Consider the following 16,382-nt stretch of genomic DNA (forward strand, 5'->3'; position numbering starts at 1 on the left):
CGAACATGGGTAATCAGTGGTTAACGCCGACCGGCGAAGGATCGGGGACGTTCACGATTCCCCGGAACTCCGTCCGCCCATGCGTTCCACGGCCACAGCCTATGTCTCGGCCCGCCCTCGATACGGGTTCGGCGATGTCGTCGGCCTGCTGTTCCGCGAGCTGTGGGTTATGGTGCTGGTGTTCCTGGTTGTTCTGTCCATCGGTGCCGCGGCTGTCCTGACGCTGAAGAAGACCTACACCGCCGGGGCCAGCCTGTTCGTCGGCGCGGGCCAGGAATACGTCTATCAACCCCGCGTGGGCGGGATGACAGACCGCCAGTCCACGCCTCCGGCACCCGGCGAGGTCGCCCAGACCGAGGCCAACATCATCGGCAGCCGCGAGGTGAAGCTGAGGGCCGTGCGCGCGCTCGGTCTGCCCTTCTTCCAGAAGCCCGGCCGCGTCTCGACCGATCCGGTCGAGAAGCAGGAAGGCGACGCCATCAAGTTCATCAATGACGGCCTGTCGATCTCCACCACGCCGCAGGGCTCGACCATCGGTCTGGGCTTTGAGAGCGACAGCGCCGAGAAGTCGGCGCGGGTGCTGAACGCCATCATCGACCAGTACCTGATCTATCGCCGCGAGGTGTTCCAGGACCGCTCCACCTCCGCCATCGCCAGCCAGCGCCGGGCCTTCGAGGACGAGCTGGCCGATGTGGACCGGGCCTATGAGACCTTCCTGTCGTCCAACGAGATCGGGGATTTCGCCGCGACCAAGACGGCGCTCGCTGCCGTCTACCAATCGACCCTGACAGAGAAGCTGTCGGTCGAGAACCAGTTGAACCAGGCCGCCCGGCGGCTGGTCACCATCGAGGCGCAGCTGGCCCGCGTGCCGGCCGAGATCGCCCTGCAGCAGGACCTGAACGTCTCCGCCCAGGACCAGATCCTGACGCTGCGCACCGAGCGCGAACAGCTGCTGGCCCGTTATCAGCCCGACAGCCAGCCGGTTCGCGACATCGAGGCCCGCATCGCCCAGCTTCAGGAATATGTCGCCTCGGGCACCACCGTGGGGGCCAAGGAAGTGCGCCTTGGACCGAACCCGATCTGGACTGAGCTGGAGACCACCCGCATCACCACCCAGGCCGAGCGCGACAGCCTGACCGCGCGTCTGTCTTCGGTGAACCGCCAGCTGGCAGAGATACTCGACCGCCAGGCCCGCATGACGCGTCAGGAGTCCGAGAACGCGACGCTGGCGTCCAACCGCGACGTGCTGACCGCCTCAATCCGCGAGTTCCAGCAGCGCGAGACCCAAAGCCGCGCCGACAACGGCCTGGTTCGCGCGGGCGCCGACAATGTGCGGGTCATCGAACGCGCCGCCGCCCCCACGCGCGGGACCAGCCTGAAGGCGCCCCTGCTGGCGCTGGTGATCCTGTTCGCGGGCTTCACCGCCCTGTGCGTCGGCCTGTTGCGGGTGTTCACGCGGCGGGGGCTGTCGACGCCGGGGATGGTCGGACGGACGCTGGAGATGCCGGTGCTCGCCGTCGCGCCGGTCAAGGCCGGATGACATGCTAGCCTTGGCCGGTTCAGTCAGCGCGTAACCGATTCGATGGTCGACCTCACGAGCGAAATGGCCGGCCTCTGGGCGGCTCTGGGACCGGCCCCCGCCCATCGCGGACGGGTCGTCCAGATCGCCTGCGCCACGACGGGGGAGGGAGCCTCCACCGTCGCGCGCGAGTTCGCCCGGCTGGCGGCTGTGCGGGCCAGAAAGCCCGTCTGGCTGATCGACGCCGACCTGGCCCAGCCCGGCCAGCAGGAGGCCGTCGCTGCGGACTTCGACCGTTTCGGCCGCCTGGGAGCGCCCGCCGCGTCCTCTCCGAACGGATCGAGCTTCTTCGCCGTCAGCCCGCCGGTGATCGGTCGTGACCGCAAGCCGGTGGCCCACGCCCGGCTGATGACCGCGCGGCCGTGCCTGGGCGGCCGTCTGTGGATCACCCGCTTTCGCGCTGAGCTCCTGCGCTCCGGTCAGCGAGCTGAGCCACTGGCCGATCCCCGTTACTGGGACGCGATGAGGAAGTTCGCCGACACGGTGGTCATCGATGCGCCTGCCGCCGATCGGTCGGACACCGCGATCACGCTCGCCCCGTTCGTCGATGCGACGGTGCTGGTGGTGGCGACCGAGGCGACCTCGGCGGTCGAGCCGGTGATTCTGAGGGACGAGATCGAGGCCGTGGGCGGCCGAATCGCGGGTGTGGTCGTGAACCGCTCGACCTACGCCCCGCCGCCGTTCCTCAGGCGGCTGACGGGCTGACGGCGTCCAGGCGGCGCAGTTCACGGGCACCATAGAGCTGCGGCTCGAAGCCTCTCATCCAGAAGACTTTTCCTAATCCGCGCGCTGTGCGGTCCATCATGTCCGCTCGGCGGGGGTGTGCGACGAGTGTCAGGCCTAGGGAGGCCGCGCCCCACACGACCGTCTGAGCCGCGCCTATCAGCATCCAGCGCATCACGCTCGGCCAGTCCCGCGCCTTGGCGGCGGTCTGGCTCGGTCCCTGGCCGTAGGCGAAGGCGCGCGCCAGGGCGTAGCCCATCGTCGCCCGATGCGGTGGCGCGAACTCCTCCACCCAGGCGTCGTGCGCCCAGCCGAACCGGCCGCCCCGCGCCTCAAGCGCCGCGAACAAGGCGTCGTCTTCGCCCCCGGTCTGGTCCGCCGAGGTGTCGAAAGGCGCGGAGCCGGGCAGGGCCGTCGCGCGCACCATCAGGGAGTTTCCACAGCCGTATCCATCATCGATCAGCTGTGTGGACACCGGGCCCTCGCGTCCGAAAAAGTGCTGCAGATAGGCCGCCGCCCAGCCGGTCTCGTCCGGGATGCGTCCGACGATGGGGCCGAAGACAGCGTCGGCGCCCGTGGCCTCCCGGGCTCTCAGCAGCGCGGCAAGCCAGCCGCGCGAGGCGGCTTCGTCGTCGTCGAGGAAGGCGATCAGGGGGGCGTCCGTCTCGGCAAGACCCGCGTTCCGCGCCGTAGCCACGCCGGGGCGGGGTTCGTGGCGATAGGCGAGGGCGAAGGGGCACTCCGCTCGCACGGCGTCCACGGTCGCCCGGGCCGTGCCGGCCGGGTCGTTGTCGACCACGACCACGCTGACCGGTCGCCCGTTCAGGCCCTCCTGAGCGAACACGGACCGCAACGCCCGCCCCAGACTCTCGGGCCGCCGCATCGTCGGGATCAGGACGCAGACCGGCTGCATCACACCGCCTCCGCATAGAGGGCGGCGCGGTAAAGGCGCAGGGAGAAGGCGCGCGCCCGGGTCGGCGCCCAGGCAGCGAGCGCCACCTGTTTGATCAGAGGTCGCACCTGTCGCAGCGCCGGCACGCGTTTCAGGGCCTTGGCCACGCGATAGCTGGGATAGGCCCTGACGATGTCTGGATGTCGCGCCACCACGCGAGCGAAGTTCCCGGCGGACTGCTCGTACTTGCCGGCCAGTTGCTCGACGGTATCCAGTCCCATGTGGGTCGCCGGATTGTCGATGTGCAGAACCGGCCAACGGCGCGACACCCGCATGGCCCACTCCACGTCCTCCCAGCCCCAGCCGGTGAAGGCGCCGTCGAAAGCCTCCGCCTCGAACACGTCGCGGCGGACCAGCAGGTTGGAGGTGTAGACATATTTCTCGGGTGCCTTGGCCCGCTCGGTGGCGCCGATGCATTCGCCGTTTGTCGCCATGGCGCGATGCACCGAGAAGCGCGGCTCGTCCGGCGCCTGGAGGAGCGAGAAGCCGCCGAAGGCCACGGCGGGGGCCTGCTGGCGTACCAGTTCGGCCCAGGTCTGGAGGAAGCGGTGGTTGTCCGGCCGCATGTCGCTGTCTAGGAACAGGAGCGAACTGCCGCGCGCGGCTCCCGCCAGCCGGTTGCGGCCCTTGGAGCGACCCTCATTGGCCAGCAGGGTGATGAGGCGGACCGGCAGGACCATCGCCTCGACCAGCGCCGTCAGGCGGTCGGTCAGGGCAGCGTCCCCCGTGCCGTCGTCCATGACGACGACCTCGACCGCGCCGTTCAGGGCCTCCGCCTCGCGATCCAGCACGGCCAGCAGCTCTGACGGGTCATCCCGCAGGAAGGGAATCAGCACCGACAGGGCAGGCCCCGCCTTGGCCCAGCGGCCGTTCTGGATCGTGGGCGAACCGCTCATGCCGTCGCCCTCCGGTTCAGCCGCGCCCCGATCAGGCGCCCGGCCAGATCGCGCACCCCAGCTACGTTGAGACCCAGAGCCAGGACGCCATAGACGACAGCGCCCACCGCCGCCTTGGAGAACAGTTCGGCCACCCCACCCCACGCAGGCACGAGCAGCACGGCTCCGGTCATGGCGAGGGAAGCTAGGGCGCAGCGACCCAGTGTCTCCCACGGGATGGGCATGGCCACTCCGATCCGACGGCCCATAGCGATGGAGGCCAGAACGCCGATGCCGAAACTCATAGTCGTGGCGATCGCCGCGCCCATGACGCCCATGGTCGGCGCCAGAGCGAGGTTGAGCAGGACGTTCGACCCCGCCGGGATACATAGCGTCAGCAGCAGGCGATCGGTTCGTCGGCCCAGAACGAAGCTCTGGCTGAGGTAATAGGACGTGATGCCCGACAGCAGCGCCGAAGCCGCGATCAGCGGTGTGACCGACGCCGCTACAGTCCGCAGGTCTTCGCCGATCATGACGTCCGCCAGTGGCCGGGCGACCAGCGCCAGGCCCACGGCGGCGGGCAAGCCGATCAGGATGAAGGTCGAAGCCTGTTCGCGGGCGGCGGCCATGAAGCCTTCGCGACTGGATCGCTCCCACGCCATGATGAGGGCAGGGGTGCCTGCCGCGCCAAGCCAGATGAACAGCACGTCGAGCGTCCGGCTCGCGAGGCTGTAACCCGCGTGATAGGCGCCGACGGCGGCGGGCCCCTGGAACACCTCCAGCAGGAAACGGTCGGTCGAGGCCATGACCAGCGTCAGGCTCAGTCCCGCCGCAATGGGATAGCCGTAGCGAGCGTAGGACCACAGGCGGTCACGATACAGGATGCCGCCCTTCGCTCGCCGGAGCTCGCCCGGCAGCACGAAGGGCAGGGTGAGGAGCGGCGCGAGCAGAAGGCCGATGAAGGGCGACGCCGAACCCAGTCCCGCGAAGGCCGCCGCCACGCCGAAGCCGAAGCCGCCCAGGCTGACGAAGATGTCCATGGTTGCGGACGTCCTCACCTCTCCGGCGGCCCGGAACCGCTCCTGCGCCAGCTTGGATAGGCAGCGGATCGGAATGCCGGCGAGCGCAATGCCGATGGTCAGCTTCATGTCGGGGCCGATCGGGGCCAGCCAAAGCAGCAGCGCCATCAGCGGTAGGACAGCGGCGGTGACGACGGCGGCCGTGCGATAGAGCGTCAGGAAGTGGTCGGCCAGCGACTGGCCCTTCTCGGCGGCCCAGAAACGCGCCATCGCCGCCTCCAGCCAGCTGAAGGTGGCGACGTGAAACAGGGTCATCACCGAAAAGGCGATGGCGTAGCGGCCGAAGTCCTCGGGGCTCAGCAGTCGCGTGAAGACGACGATGGAGCCGAAGCCCACCAGCCCCTGGACGATGTTGGCGGGCAGATAGCCCCAGACACCTCGCCAGAACATCAGGGCGCTCCCGTCACCGCTGGGCCGCCCGGTCGCCGAGCAGCACGGGCACGGTGACCAGCATGATCCAGAGGTCGAGCCACAGCGACTGGCGCTCGATGTATTCAATGTCCAACCGCACGCGGGTGCGGACCTCGGCGGCGGTGTGCAGCGGCCCCCGCGAGCCCTTGATGGCGGCCCAGCCGGTCATGCCAGGCTTCATGCGGTGGCGGTGGGCGTATTCGGCGACCAGGCGCGCGCTCTCGACCTGGCCGGTCTTCATGCCGATGGCGTGGGGGCGGGGGCCGACCAGCGACATCTCGCCCCGCAGCACGTTGAACAGCTGGGGCAGTTCGTCGAGGCTGGTTTTCCTGATGAACCGGCCGACGCGGGTCACCCGGTCGTCGTCGGCGGTGACCTGGCGGCTGGCGGTGGCGTCGGCGGCCTCGTGGCGCATGGAGCGGAACTTCCAGACCACGATCTCCTCGTGATTGAAGCCGTGCCGCCGTTGGCGGAAGAAGATGGGGCCGGGGCTGTCGAGGCGGATGGCGAGCGCCGTGAGCGCGATCATCGGCGACAGCATGACCAGGGCGAAGGCACCGATCACCAGGTCCTGGATGCGCTTGTTGAAGGCGCGCCGATCATCGTCGATGGGGCCGTCCAGCGAGGCCAGCGGCGCGCGGGCCAGCCGGTCCAATGCCGCGCCGCGCTCCGACGCGTCGACTGGATCGACCAGCAGGGTGACCTCGTTGGGCAGGGTCGACAGCCGCGCGGTCAGCTCGCGCACCCGCGCCTCGGCCTTGGGGTCGAGCGCCAGCACGATCTTGTCGACATAGGGGGTCATGCGATGCGTCATCAGCGCTTCGGCGTCGCCGAGCACGGGAACGCCCGCCACGGTCTCAGGCGAGCGGGCCAGGCGGTCGTCGAAGACGCCCAGAACATTGATGTCGCGGCGCTGAAGGGCGTCGCGGATCAGGCGTTCGGCGTGGCGGGTCGCTCCGACCAGCACGATGTTGGGGGTAAGCGCCCCCCTCGCGCGCCAGTCCGCGACCATGAGGCTCCAGGCCAGGTGCGAGCCGTAAAGCGCGACGGCGACAAAGGCTGTCCAGAGGATCGTCGTCGAGAAATCCGGTCGCCCAGACGAGAGCATCGCCTCGAGAAGTGTGGCCGTCAGGCCACCCGTGACCGCCAAGCCCGTGACCGTCGCGAGATGGAGCGGCAGCCCTTGGCCGCGTTCAAACCGATAAAGGCTCAGCGAGCGCAAGCTGCCGAGCACGAACAGGGCACCGATGGCCAAGGGAAGCAGGTCGGCCAGCGGCGAGGCCATCAGCCCGCCGGGCGACGACAGAATCAGCGCCGCCGTCGTGATCGCACCGACGATCGCCACATCGATCGTCCGGAACCAGTGAACCGCCAGCCGCGAAGCGTGCCTCTGACGGGCATTCAGCCAGACCTCGGGCCGGAAGGGGCCTCGCCGCGCCTTGCCGTCGCCCTGGGGCGTTAGGGTTCGCGCCGCCAGGGCCTGGAGGGCGGAGGCGTCCAGCCGGGCGTCCGCGCCGCGCGTCAGGTCGAAGGCCGTGGTCATGCCCCCAGCATGCACAGCCCCCGTGGATGTCGCGTTAACGGCTGGGGCGAACGCGCGACGGTTCGACGACGAAAGGCGGCTTGGCCCCGCGCGCCGGCCGTGGTCAAAAGACGGCGAGGGGTCGTCGACCCACCGACCGGGAGAGTTGTTGTTGCAGAAGTTCGCGCCGTCCGTCCGTCATCGTCTGGGGGCCTCGGCCGCCGCCGCCGTCCTGCTGTTCGCCTCGGGGGCGCTGGCGCAGCAGGCGCCTATCGTCCAGCCCGGCGCGCCCGGTCAGGCAAGCCGCACCCTGCAAGGCGCCGAAGCGTCGCGCATCGCCGATAACCGCTATTCCGACGACGACGTGCAGTTCATGCAGGACATGATCCTGCATCACAGCCAGGCCGTGGAAATGGCGAACCTGGTTCAGGAGCGCACCAACACCCAAGCCATCCGCGACATCGCCGGGCGCATCAACGCCTCCCAGGCCGACGAGATCGAGTTCATGCGCGGCTGGCTGACCGAGCGCGGCGAAGCCGCCCCCAACCCGGCCGCCGGCCATGCGATGGCGGGCATGGACCACGCGGGAATGGATCACTCGGCGCACGGCGCCGGGCACGCTGGCATGAAGGGCATGGCCACGGCCGAACAACTGGCGGCGCTCCGGGCGGCGTCGGGCGCCGAGTTCGACCGGCAGTTCCTGAACCTGATGATCGCCCACCACGAGGGCGCCGTGACCATGGTGTCGGACCTGCTGGGTCGTTCGGGTTCGGCCTATGACCCGGTGCTGTTCCGCTTCGTCAACGACATCACCAGCGAGCAGACGGCGGAGATCAATCGCATGTCGCTCCTCCTGCGCGAGCAGGTCGGCGATCCGCGCAGCACGCTCGCGGCCGGCTTCCGTGACGCCGGTCAGGCCGCGTCCAACCTGACGCTGGTGGCCAGCCTGCCCAAGCCGACGGGCTTCTTCGACCCGGCGAACCCCGAGGGTCTGCCGCCGCCGATCCCTGCACGCAACGACACCGACGAGACCCCGGCGTCGCCGTCGGGCCAGTTCGGCAGCCGCGGGCCCTTCCTCAGCTTCGCCAACACAGACATGGCTTTCTCGGGCGATCTGCTGGCGGTCGGCAACTATCATGGCTTCAACCTGTATCGTCTCAGCGACGCCTCGCCAGAGCCGCAACTGATCTCCTCGGTGGTCTGCCCCGGCGGCCAGGGCGACGTCTCCATCCACGGCGACCTGCTGCTGATGTCGGTGGAATCCAACAACGGCCGCGTCGACTGCGGTCGCCAGGGCGTGGGCGACGGGCCGCAGCCGGATCGCTTCCGGGGCGTGCGCATCTTCGACATCTCGGACCGCACCAATCCGGTGCAGGTCGGACAGGTGCAGACCTGCCGTGGCTCGCACACCCACTCGGTCGTTTCGGCGGATGACCGTCGCCTGATTGTCTACAACTCCGGCACTGCTGGCGTGCGTGACGACGAGGAACTGGCCGGATGCGTCGTTGGTCTGCCGGGTGACCAGGACACCGCCCTGTTCAGCATCGACGTGATCGAGATCCCGCTGGCCGATCCGTCGCGCTCCCGCATCATCGACAGTCCGCGTGTCTTCGCCGACGATGTGACCGGCGCTGTCGCCGGCCTGTGGCGCGGCGGTGACCACGGCGAGGGCACCCAGACCACCAGTGTCACCAACCAGTGCCACGACATCACCCTGTTCCCGGACGGCAACCTCGCGGGGGGGGCCTGCTCGGGCAACGGCATCCTGATGGACATCTCCAATCCGGCCGCTCCGCGCCGGATCGCGGCGGTGAACGATCCGGGCTTCGCTTACTGGCACTCGGCCACGTTCAACAACGACGGCACCAAGGTTGTGTTCACCGACGAGTGGGGCGGGGGCGGGCGTCCGCGCTGCCGTGTCCAGGATCCCCAGACCTGGGGCGCCAACGCCATCTACGACATCGTCGACAACCAGCTGGTGTTCCGCAGCTACTACAAGCTGCCGGGCGCCCAGACGGCGCGCGAGAACTGCGTGGCCCACAACGGCTCGCTGATCCCGGTGCCGGGGCGCGACCTGTTTGTTCAGGCCTGGTACCAGGGCGGCCTGTCGATCAGCGACTTCACCGACTCGGCCAATCCGCGCGAGATCGCCTATTTCGACCGCGGCCCGCTCAGCGAGCAGCACGACATCCTGGGCGGCTTCTGGTCGGTCTACTGGTACGACGGCCGCATCTATGGCACCGAAATCGCGCGCGGTCTGGACGTGCTGGAGCTGACGCCCAGCGAGCACCTGACCGAGAACGAGATCGCGGCGGCCCGCATGGCTCAGCAAGGCGAGACCGTGAACCCGCAGCAGCAGTTCCGGGTGACCTGGCCGGCGCATCCGGTCGTGGCCCGGGCCTACCTGGACCAGCTGACCCGCGACGGCGGCCTTCCCGCCGATCAGATCGCCTCGGTAACGCAGGCCATCGACACAGCCGCCGCGCTAATGGAATCGGAGGGGTCCGATCCTGCTGTGGCGCAACGACTGCGCGCTCTGGCTGCTCAGGTCGGTGCCTCTGGCGCGGATCTGGCGTCCCGGCGGCGAGCAGGTCTGGCGGACACGCTCAACGGCATTGCCGCTAGAGTGGGATGACGAACCGTGGGGTCGATCGGCCGTCGACCCCACACACCGCTCTGGCGATCGGTCCGGCCGTCGCAGGCTGCGGTTCGGGCTGGGGGCCTAATGTTGTCCACTAAGCGCAGTGAATGTCGTACCGGGTCTCAACGAGCAGCCGGTGGCGGAGAGGGGGGGATTCGAACCCCCGGTACCCGTAAAGGCACGCCGCATTTCGAGTGCGGTACATTCAACCACTCTGCCACCTCTCCGCGGGGACCAAGCGCTCGGTTGAAAGCGAGGCGCTTCTCTAATCGGGCCGGGCGGGTGCCGCAAGCCGGAAGTTCGTCAATCAGCCGGCAGGCTTAGCGGAGTGCGGGCAGGGCCAGACCCGGCGCATGCCCGTCGGAGCTGGAGGCCCCGGTGTAGCGGAATAGCTCGGCAGGGCGTCCCCCTGTTCCCGTCGACACACGCCCGGTTGGTGCGACGAGGCCCGTGCGTTCCACACCGCGGCGGAAGTTTTGCTTGTGCAGGTTCAGCGCCACCACGGCCTCGGCTGCAGCTTGCAGTTCAGACAGGGTGAAGGTGCCAGGCGTGAGCTCGAACAGCACGGGGCGATATCGCAGCTTGCTTCTCAGACGGCCTAAGCCGGTAGCCAGGATACGCCGGTGATCGGACGCCATCGCCCGATCCTCCAGGATCGGGGGTCGCGCATCGTCGCGGTCGCGGCCCGCCTCGGCGACCAGCCCGGCCTCATACAGAAGCTCAAAACGCTCCAGCACCCGCGCCTCGTCCCAGCGTTGGGACGCCTCGCTCGGAAACAGGGCGTCGATCCTGGCTTTGCGGCGGGGATCCCGTGCAGCCCATTCCGACAGACTGCGCATAATCGCGGCCAGTGCCACCCGACCGCCCCCGCGGCCGTCTTCCCACGGAAACAAGTCCAGCACAGCCGTCCAGCGGGCACCTGGCGGGGTCATGTCGACGGCGTCCGAGGTCAGGGCCAGGTAGCCGACCGAAATCTCGCGCCGCTGATCTGGTCCGGGTGTGGCGCGCGGGGCGTTCCGGCCTGCGTCACCGAAGGTGTAGAGCTGCTCGACAAAACCCAGCTTGAAACCGGTCTGGGCCGTCACGAAAGCCCGCAACGCGAGCTCGAACGTCCGGTCGTGGGCGGGGTCGAAGGGACCGGAGGGCAGGGCTAGTTCACCCTCCGCAGTCTCGGTGGTCAGGACGCAGAGACGGCCGGAATGCAGGGCCATGACCACAGCCGACAGGCTGATCCGCACTCCATGTTCCCCGCCCCAGCTCATGCCCTATTCCGTGTGCCAGGCGTCGGGCCCGGTCAGCACGCCCATGGCCTCGGACAGGATGCGGTAGCGTTCGACGTATCGCGCCTGCGCCTGGGCTGGCGGCAGGGGGTCGATGGCCAGGTCGTATCCGGCGGGCGGCGCGCCGAAGAAGCCCAGGGCCTCAGTCTCCGTAAACCCCGCCAACTGCGTCGCCTCGAAGAAAGCGCAGGCCTTGTCTGCTGACTTGATCAGCTTCTTGATCTCGAGCGGCGTCTTGGCGGGCAGGCCGAAGCGGACATGGATCGCGTCCTCCAGCCGCGCCTCGAAGGCCTTGTAGCTGACGCCCAGCGCCGCCTTGAACGGCGAGATCATGTCGCCGATCACGTATTCCGACGCGTCGTGCAGCAGGGCCGCCAGTCGCCATTTCGGCTCCAGCCCCGGCCGGATGTGGGCGGCGATCTCCTCGACGACGCAGGAATGCTGGGCGACCGAGAAGGCGTGCTCGCCGATGGTCTGGCCGTTCCAGCGGGCGACGCGGGCCAGGCCGTGGGCGATGTCCTCGATCTCGATGTCGAAGGGCGAGGGATCGAGCAGGTCCAGCCGGCGGCCGGACAGCATCCGTTGCCAGGCGCGCGGCGCGGGCTTGGGGGCGGTGCGGCGGGCGGGCTTGCGGGCGGTCGAGGCGTCCAAGGCGGCTTCCTGTCGGTCGGCGGGTCAGGTGACCCATCCCGCGCTCAGGATCAAGCGCCGCCGATCACTCGCCGACGTTCAGCGTCACCAGATCGCGCGCCGAGTCCAGCACCCCGTCACTGTTGCGATCCTTGGCCTTGACGATGGCGATGACGACAGGGCCGCCGCTCGGACCGCGCGCCTCGAAGCCGACCAGCCGCCAGCCTTCGTCGGCCGGACGGTCGTCGGTCAGGATGTAGGTGGTGCGGATCGCCTCGCCGGGAATGCGGGTGCGGATCTCGGCCGCATCGTCCCGGGCCTGGACGCTGACGGTCTCGTCCTCGGACGACACGTCGACGCTGCCCGAGGCGTCATCGGCCTCGATGGAGAAGCCGCCGATCCGGACGCTGGCCTTGTCCCCTTCCGCATCGACCGTCAGCCCCGGCAGGCGGACGTTGGCGCGGTCGCCTTCGGCGTCGACGGCGACGCCCGGCATGCGCACCCGCGCGCTCTCCGCGGAGGCGTCGGCGGACGCATCGGCCGCCGCTCGAGCCTCGGCCCTCGCGGCGCCGGCTTCCACGCGCGCCGCGTCGGCTTCCGCTCGCGCCTCGGACGCCTCGCGCGACGCGGCCAGGGACGCCGCCGTGTGCGGCATGGAGGCCATCAGATCCTGCTCGAACCGGTCCAGGATGGTCTCGATGGGCTGGTCGTCCAGCCGCACCAGCTTCAGCGACACCTCTGCGCCGCGCGGGCCGGTGTAGACGCAGTGTTCGCCGCCGTCGTGGGCCGAGCCCTTGCGGGTCAGAACGCCGATCGTCTCGGGGCACTGCAGGGTGTCGATGACCTTCAGCACGCCCTTGCCGTCGGTCTGGGTCTCGGTCGCCGAGATGCGCACGGAGTTGTCGCCGTCGCAGGCGCCAAGAACCAGCCCTGGCAGCAGGGCGGCGAGGCAGATCGGTGCGAGCGCGGGCAGACGCATTCAGGCGGTCCTTTCAGCCTTCCCTTCGAACAAAAACAGCCGCTGTTCCAGTGAAATCGCGGTAAGGCGTCTGACGATATCTGTTCGTCGCATGTGCAGAATGCGTCGTTTTTCTAGCCGCCGGGACGCGCGCCTTCCCGTCGATTGAGGAACGCTAGCCGCTCGAACAGATGCACGTCCTGCTCGTTCTTGAGCAGGGCACCATGCAGGGGCGGGATCAACTTGTGCGGGTGGGTCTCGCGCAGCGTCTCGGGCTGGACATCGTCCACCATGAGCAGCTTCAACCAGTCAAGAAGCTCCGATGTCGACGGCTTCTTCTTCAGGCCCGGCGTGTCGCGGATCTCGTAGAAGGTCTTCAGCGCCTCCGAGACCAGGCGCGGCTTGATCCCGGGGAAGTGCACCCCGACGATGGCCTTCATCGTCTCGTCGTCGGGGAAGCGGATGTAGTGGAAGAAGCACCGGCGCAGGAAGGCGTCGGGCAGTTCCTTCTCATTGTTCGAGGTGATGACGACCACGGGACGCACCGCCGCCTTGATGGTCTCGCCGGTCTCCTGGACGAAGAACTCCATGCGATCAAGTTCCTGCAGCAGGTCGTTGGGAAACTCGATATCGGCCTTGTCGATCTCGTCGATCAGCAGCACGGGGCGGACCAGGCTGGTAAAGGCCTCCCACAGCTTGCCGGGCTTCAGATAGTTGCGGACGTCATGAACCCGCTCGTCGCCCAGCTGGCTGTCGCGCAGGCGGCTGACGGCGTCGTATTCGTACAGGCCGTTGTGGGCCTTCGTCGTCGACTTGATGTGCCAGGTGATGAGCGGTGCGTTTAGCGCCTTGGCCAGCTCATAGGCCAGCACCGTCTTGCCGGTGCCCGGTTCGCCCTTGATCAGCAGCGGCCGCTCCAGCGCCACGGCGGCGTTGACCGCAATCTTCAGGTCCTGGGTGGCGATATAGTCCGAGGTGCCCTCGAACCGGTCGGTCGGCCGCGTCATGGATGGCTCCGGTTGCTCGAGCCAGCCCTAGCCGATGACGCGGCCGGTTAACAACGATCAGTTTGCTCCAGGGCCTTGCATTCAGGTGATCCGCTTGGGCGTTGCCGGGTCGCTTGCCGGGAAGGTTTCCTCGATGCCTTCATCGACCAAGGCTTCCTGGCGGTTCTCCGCCTCGGCCTCGTGTTCGGCCAGGTGGTCGTGCTTGTTCTCGCCCAGCGGGGCGACGGGGCGAACGGGCGCGACGTCCGCATCGTGGTCGTCTTTCGCAGAACCGCCTGCAACGGCGTTCAAGGCGTCGATGTGGGTCATTGGTCGTCTCCATTGTCGGCGTAGCCCAGGTCCTCGATGTCGTCGTCCGACAGACGCTTGGATTCCCAGTGGGCCGCGCTGGCCTGGGCACCCTTCACGTCTTCCATCAGCCCGGCGTAGACGAGGTCGACCTCATCCTCGCCGGGCTCGTCGGCACCCAGCTCCTGGTCGCTGACCCGCGCCGAATCCGCTCCGAACAGCGGATCGGCGTCAGGCTCCACGCCTTCAGCGCTCAACTTGTCGTCGAGGTCGAGGTCGTCCTCGTCGAACTCCTCCGCGTCGGCGTCGCCGTCGGCTGAGGTGACATCCAGCACCTCCGGTAGGTCCTCGAACGTCCGGAACTCATTCGTCGGCGCGCCGGCGTCAGCGGGGTCGAAGTTGTCCTCGTCGAAGACCTCGGACTGGTCCTGTTCGTCGAGGCCGGTGTCGGTGTCAGGCATGGTCGCCTCCCTGTGTGGAAGGTCAACGCGGCCGGGCAGGGCGGCGTTCCCTCAGGCGACCTCGGCCTCCAGCGCGGCACGGATTTCGCCGATCGCTCGCGGCCAGCCGTCGAAGCCGCCGGTCGCGAAGGTGCGCACCCGCGGATAGAAGGGATAGCGGTCTGTCCCCAGCAGGTGCCAATCGTCCGGGGCATGAATCAGCCAGGTGCGGGCCCCGGATGCGGCGGCCAGGTTGGTCCCCGCGATGCCCGGTCCGATGACCAGATCGAGCGCGCACGAAATGGCTGCCAGATCGTCGAGATCGTCCTTCAGGTTCATCGGCGGTGTCCAGATGCGCACACCGGCCGCCTCCGCCGCGGCCAGATCGTCGGACACATCCCCGCACTGCAGATTGACCATGACGCAACCCGGCGCTGTCAGCACCGGCTTCCACCGCTCGAAGCTGGAGAAGTAGCGCGCCCGCACCCCGGTCAGAACCAGGCTCTTCCAGTGCAGCCCGACCTTGAAGCCTGGGCCTAGGGCCTCCAGCTCAATTTTCCAACGCGCGAGCTTGGCGGGATCGGGCGTCAGGTAGCCGTCCCGGTCGGGGAAGGCAGACAGCTCGGTGCGATACTGCGCCAGCAGGGCCGCCATCGGTGTCCAGGCGTCGGCCTTGCCTTCGCGCTCGGCGACCTCCTCCATGAAGGGGCAGTAGCGGTGCAGCCGACCCTCGATCCGCACCGCCCGGTGTCCGCCGACGACCGCTGTCGGAAAGCTGCGCTGATAGAGATCGACGAGGCGCGGCTCGACCGCGATGAAGACCTTGCCCTCCGGCCCCACGGCCTCGATCACGTCGGGCAGGCAGGTTCCGAACACCATTTCGTCGGCGATGCCCTGTTCGCCGACGACGAGCAGGCGCTTGCCGCGGATGTCGGTCGTCGCCGGGTCCCAGCGGGGCGCATCGACCACGACCCGCATGGCTTCGGGCATCTCGGGGTCGAGGCGCACCTCGTATTCGTCGAAGCCTTCCTTCAGTCGCCCCATGCCCATCAGCAGCATGGCCCGCGCCATCCGCATCATGGCATTCTCATAGGGGCTCTCGGCCCCGGGAAGCGCCTGATCCAGATCAGCCAGCGCACGCTCGGGCTCGCCCAGCGGCTGGAGCGCATTCGCGCGATTGTAGCGGGCCTTGGCAAAACCTTCGTCCAGCCTCAGCGCCTCGTCGAAGAAGGGCAGGCTCTCCCCCATCCGGCCCTGATCCGACAGAACCGTGCCGATGGTGTTCCATAGCGTCGGGCTCTCCGGCTCGATGGCGATCAGGTCACGCAGCCGGTCGATGGCTTCGTCGTACCGCTTCTGGTCGCGTAGGACGCAGGCCAGGTTGTTGGTGCCCTCGACGTGTCCGGGTTCCATCGACAGAAACTTCAGCAGCAGCTTCTCGGCGATATCCAGGTGTCCCAGCCGTTGCGCCAGCCGCGCCAGATCATGGGCGATGTTGGCGTCTTCCGGCAGGATGCGCAGCGCCGCGTCATAGGCGTCCAGCGCTTCGGACAGCCGCCCGCTCTTTTCCTGGGCGATGGCCAGGACATGCCAGGCGACGCCATTGCGCTCATCCGTCTGCAGAAGCGCCAGCGCCCGCTTCGCCGCCGCTTGATAGTCGCCCATGCGGATCGAGGCGACGGCCGCCTTTAGCTGTTCGACCGTCTTCTTCTGCGCCTTGGCGTTCGGCCCCCGCGTGTCGGCCAGCGCATGCGAAAGCCGCCGGATCGCGGCAGGGGAGGCCGCGTCGCCGGTCGCATCTTGAACCAGGGGCATATGGCCAAGCGCCGGCTCGGCGGTTTGGGCGTCGGCAGGGAAGGCGAGGGGCATGAAGGGACTCGAAAGCGGTGGGGCGAAGCCTGCACCCAGCTTGGCTTTCGGTGTCATAGCACATGGTTAACCACGGCCGTTTAACGTCCTTCAGTCACCGTCCGGCTACTCAGGAGGCCACGACGGGA

14 protein-coding genes and 1 tRNA gene are annotated in these 16,382 nt (G+C 68.4%); 3 read left to right on the forward strand and 12 right to left on the reverse strand.

Features of this window, described 5'->3' with window-relative positions; all coding sequences use genetic code 11:
- Nucleotides 1-79: 79 nt before the first annotated feature.
- Both Q333_RS0103970 and Q333_RS0103975 read left to right on the forward strand, forming a co-directional pair.
- Nucleotides 80-1,540 carry a GumC family protein gene (locus tag Q333_RS0103970; RefSeq protein ID WP_029415452.1) on the forward strand — a complete coding sequence of 487 codons (1,461 nt, stop codon included), beginning with the start codon at nt 80-82 and terminating at the stop codon, nt 1,538-1,540.
- Nucleotides 1,541-1,603: 63 nt separating this feature from the next.
- Nucleotides 1,604-2,284, forward strand: coding sequence for a P-loop NTPase family protein (locus Q333_RS0103975; RefSeq protein WP_245591476.1), 681 nt, complete (start codon nt 1,604-1,606; stop codon nt 2,282-2,284).
- On the opposite strand, the gene Q333_RS0103980 is transcribed toward Q333_RS0103975, so the two are convergent.
- Genes Q333_RS0103980 through Q333_RS0103995 form a run of 4 tightly spaced genes read right to left on the reverse strand, consistent with a single transcriptional unit; the run spans nt 2,265 to nt 7,162 of the window.
- Nucleotides 2,265-3,215 carry a glycosyltransferase gene (locus Q333_RS0103980; RefSeq protein ID WP_029415454.1) on the reverse strand — a complete coding sequence of 317 codons (951 nt, stop codon included), beginning with the start codon at nt 3,213-3,215 and terminating at the stop codon, nt 2,265-2,267. The two genes, Q333_RS0103975 and Q333_RS0103980, sit on opposite strands and share 20 nt — an antisense overlap.
- Nucleotides 3,215-4,150 (reverse strand): glycosyltransferase family 2 protein, encoded by a 936-nt coding sequence (locus Q333_RS0103985; RefSeq protein ID WP_029415455.1) that lies wholly within the window; start codon nt 4,148-4,150, stop codon nt 3,215-3,217. Before Q333_RS0103985 ends, Q333_RS0103980 begins: the two co-directional genes overlap by 1 nt.
- A complete protein-coding gene (locus Q333_RS0103990; RefSeq protein ID WP_029415456.1) occupies nt 4,147-5,598 on the reverse strand; it encodes a lipopolysaccharide biosynthesis protein in 1,452 nt (483 codons plus the stop codon). Before Q333_RS0103990 ends, Q333_RS0103985 begins: the two co-directional genes overlap by 4 nt.
- A 13-nt stretch (nt 5,599-5,611) precedes the next feature.
- Entirely contained in the window at nt 5,612-7,162 is a 1,551-nt protein-coding gene (locus Q333_RS0103995) for an exopolysaccharide biosynthesis polyprenyl glycosylphosphotransferase (RefSeq protein ID WP_029415457.1), read from the reverse strand.
- Between the two features lie 151 nt (nt 7,163-7,313).
- Here Q333_RS0103995 and Q333_RS0104000 point away from each other — a divergent pair, with 151 nt between their 5' ends.
- Nucleotides 7,314-9,776 carry a DUF305 domain-containing protein gene (locus tag Q333_RS0104000; RefSeq protein ID WP_051651098.1) on the forward strand — a complete coding sequence of 821 codons (2,463 nt, stop codon included), beginning with the start codon at nt 7,314-7,316 and terminating at the stop codon, nt 9,774-9,776.
- 143 nt (nt 9,777-9,919) lie between these two features.
- Here Q333_RS0104000 and Q333_RS0104005 read toward each other — a convergent pair.
- The 8 genes from Q333_RS0104005 to Q333_RS0104040 all read right to left on the reverse strand — a co-directional run bounded on the left by Q333_RS0104005 (nt 9,920) and on the right by Q333_RS0104040 (nt 16,254).
- Nucleotides 9,920-10,009: transfer RNA gene (locus Q333_RS0104005), tRNA-Ser, on the reverse strand.
- A 93-nt stretch (nt 10,010-10,102) separates the two neighbouring features.
- A complete protein-coding gene (locus Q333_RS0104010; RefSeq protein WP_029415459.1) occupies nt 10,103-11,044 on the reverse strand; it encodes an NUDIX hydrolase in 942 nt (313 codons plus the stop codon).
- Nucleotides 11,045-11,047: 3 nt separating this feature from the next.
- Nucleotides 11,048-11,641 carry a YfbR-like 5'-deoxynucleotidase gene (locus Q333_RS0104015; protein ID WP_029415460.1) on the reverse strand — a complete coding sequence of 198 codons (594 nt, stop codon included), beginning with the start codon at nt 11,639-11,641 and terminating at the stop codon, nt 11,048-11,050.
- Between the two features lie 136 nt (nt 11,642-11,777).
- Nucleotides 11,778-12,671 carry a hypothetical protein gene (locus tag Q333_RS0104020; RefSeq protein WP_051651099.1) on the reverse strand — a complete coding sequence of 298 codons (894 nt, stop codon included), beginning with the start codon at nt 12,669-12,671 and terminating at the stop codon, nt 11,778-11,780.
- A 113-nt stretch (nt 12,672-12,784) separates the two neighbouring features.
- Nucleotides 12,785-13,657 (reverse strand): AAA family ATPase, encoded by an 873-nt coding sequence (locus tag Q333_RS0104025; RefSeq protein ID WP_029415462.1) that lies wholly within the window; start codon nt 13,655-13,657, stop codon nt 12,785-12,787.
- An 81-nt stretch (nt 13,658-13,738) separates the two neighbouring features.
- The gene (locus Q333_RS0104030; RefSeq protein ID WP_051651100.1) at nt 13,739-13,966 is read right to left on the reverse strand and encodes a hypothetical protein; all 228 of its coding nucleotides are present in this window, start codon (nt 13,964-13,966) and stop codon (nt 13,739-13,741) included.
- Nucleotides 13,963-14,406, reverse strand: coding sequence for a hypothetical protein (locus Q333_RS0104035; protein ID WP_029415464.1), 444 nt, complete (start codon nt 14,404-14,406; stop codon nt 13,963-13,965). Before Q333_RS0104035 ends, Q333_RS0104030 begins: the two co-directional genes overlap by 4 nt.
- A gap of 51 nt (nt 14,407-14,457) precedes the next feature.
- Complete coding sequence (locus Q333_RS0104040) at nt 14,458-16,254, reverse strand: tetratricopeptide repeat protein (RefSeq protein ID WP_051651101.1); 1,797 nt, start codon at nt 16,252-16,254, stop codon at nt 14,458-14,460.
- Nucleotides 16,255-16,382: the final 128 nt, after the last annotated feature.

Origin of the sequence: Brevundimonas bacteroides DSM 4726 (assembly GCF_000701445.1) — a bacterium.
GTDB lineage: Bacteria > Pseudomonadota > Alphaproteobacteria > Caulobacterales > Caulobacteraceae > Brevundimonas > Brevundimonas bacteroides.

What these genes read in the sequence shown, in the direction of transcription:
- Q333_RS0103980 (WP_029415454.1), bottom strand. Translation starts at nt 3,215, where the DNA reads ATGCAGCCGGTCTGCGTCCTGATCCCGACGATGCGGCGGCCCGAGAGT.
- Q333_RS0103970 (WP_029415452.1), top strand. Translation starts at nt 80, where the DNA reads ATGCGTTCCACGGCCACAGCCTATGTCTCGGCCCGCCCTCGATACGGG.
- Q333_RS0104025 (WP_029415462.1), bottom strand. Translation starts at nt 13,657, where the DNA reads ATGACGCGGCCGACCGACCGGTTCGAGGGCACCTCGGACTATATCGCC.
- Q333_RS0104040 (WP_051651101.1), bottom strand. Translation starts at nt 16,254, where the DNA reads ATGCCCCTCGCCTTCCCTGCCGACGCCCAAACCGCCGAGCCGGCGCTT.
- Q333_RS0103990 (WP_029415456.1), bottom strand. Translation starts at nt 5,598, where the DNA reads ATGTTCTGGCGAGGTGTCTGGGGCTATCTGCCCGCCAACATCGTCCAG.
- Q333_RS0104030 (WP_051651100.1), bottom strand. Translation starts at nt 13,966, where the DNA reads ATGACCCACATCGACGCCTTGAACGCCGTTGCAGGCGGTTCTGCGAAA.
- Q333_RS0104035 (WP_029415464.1), bottom strand. Translation starts at nt 14,406, where the DNA reads ATGCCTGACACCGACACCGGCCTCGACGAACAGGACCAGTCCGAGGTC.
- Q333_RS0104015 (WP_029415460.1), bottom strand. Translation starts at nt 11,641, where the DNA reads ATGCTGTCCGGCCGCCGGCTGGACCTGCTCGATCCCTCGCCCTTCGAC.
- Q333_RS0103995 (WP_029415457.1), bottom strand. Translation starts at nt 7,162, where the DNA reads ATGACCACGGCCTTCGACCTGACGCGCGGCGCGGACGCCCGGCTGGAC.
- Q333_RS0103975 (WP_245591476.1), top strand. Translation starts at nt 1,604, where the DNA reads ATGGCCGGCCTCTGGGCGGCTCTGGGACCGGCCCCCGCCCATCGCGGA.
- Q333_RS0104020 (WP_051651099.1), bottom strand. Translation starts at nt 12,671, where the DNA reads ATGCGTCTGCCCGCGCTCGCACCGATCTGCCTCGCCGCCCTGCTGCCA.
- Q333_RS0103985 (WP_029415455.1), bottom strand. Translation starts at nt 4,150, where the DNA reads ATGAGCGGTTCGCCCACGATCCAGAACGGCCGCTGGGCCAAGGCGGGG.
- Q333_RS0104010 (WP_029415459.1), bottom strand. Translation starts at nt 11,044, where the DNA reads ATGAGCTGGGGCGGGGAACATGGAGTGCGGATCAGCCTGTCGGCTGTG.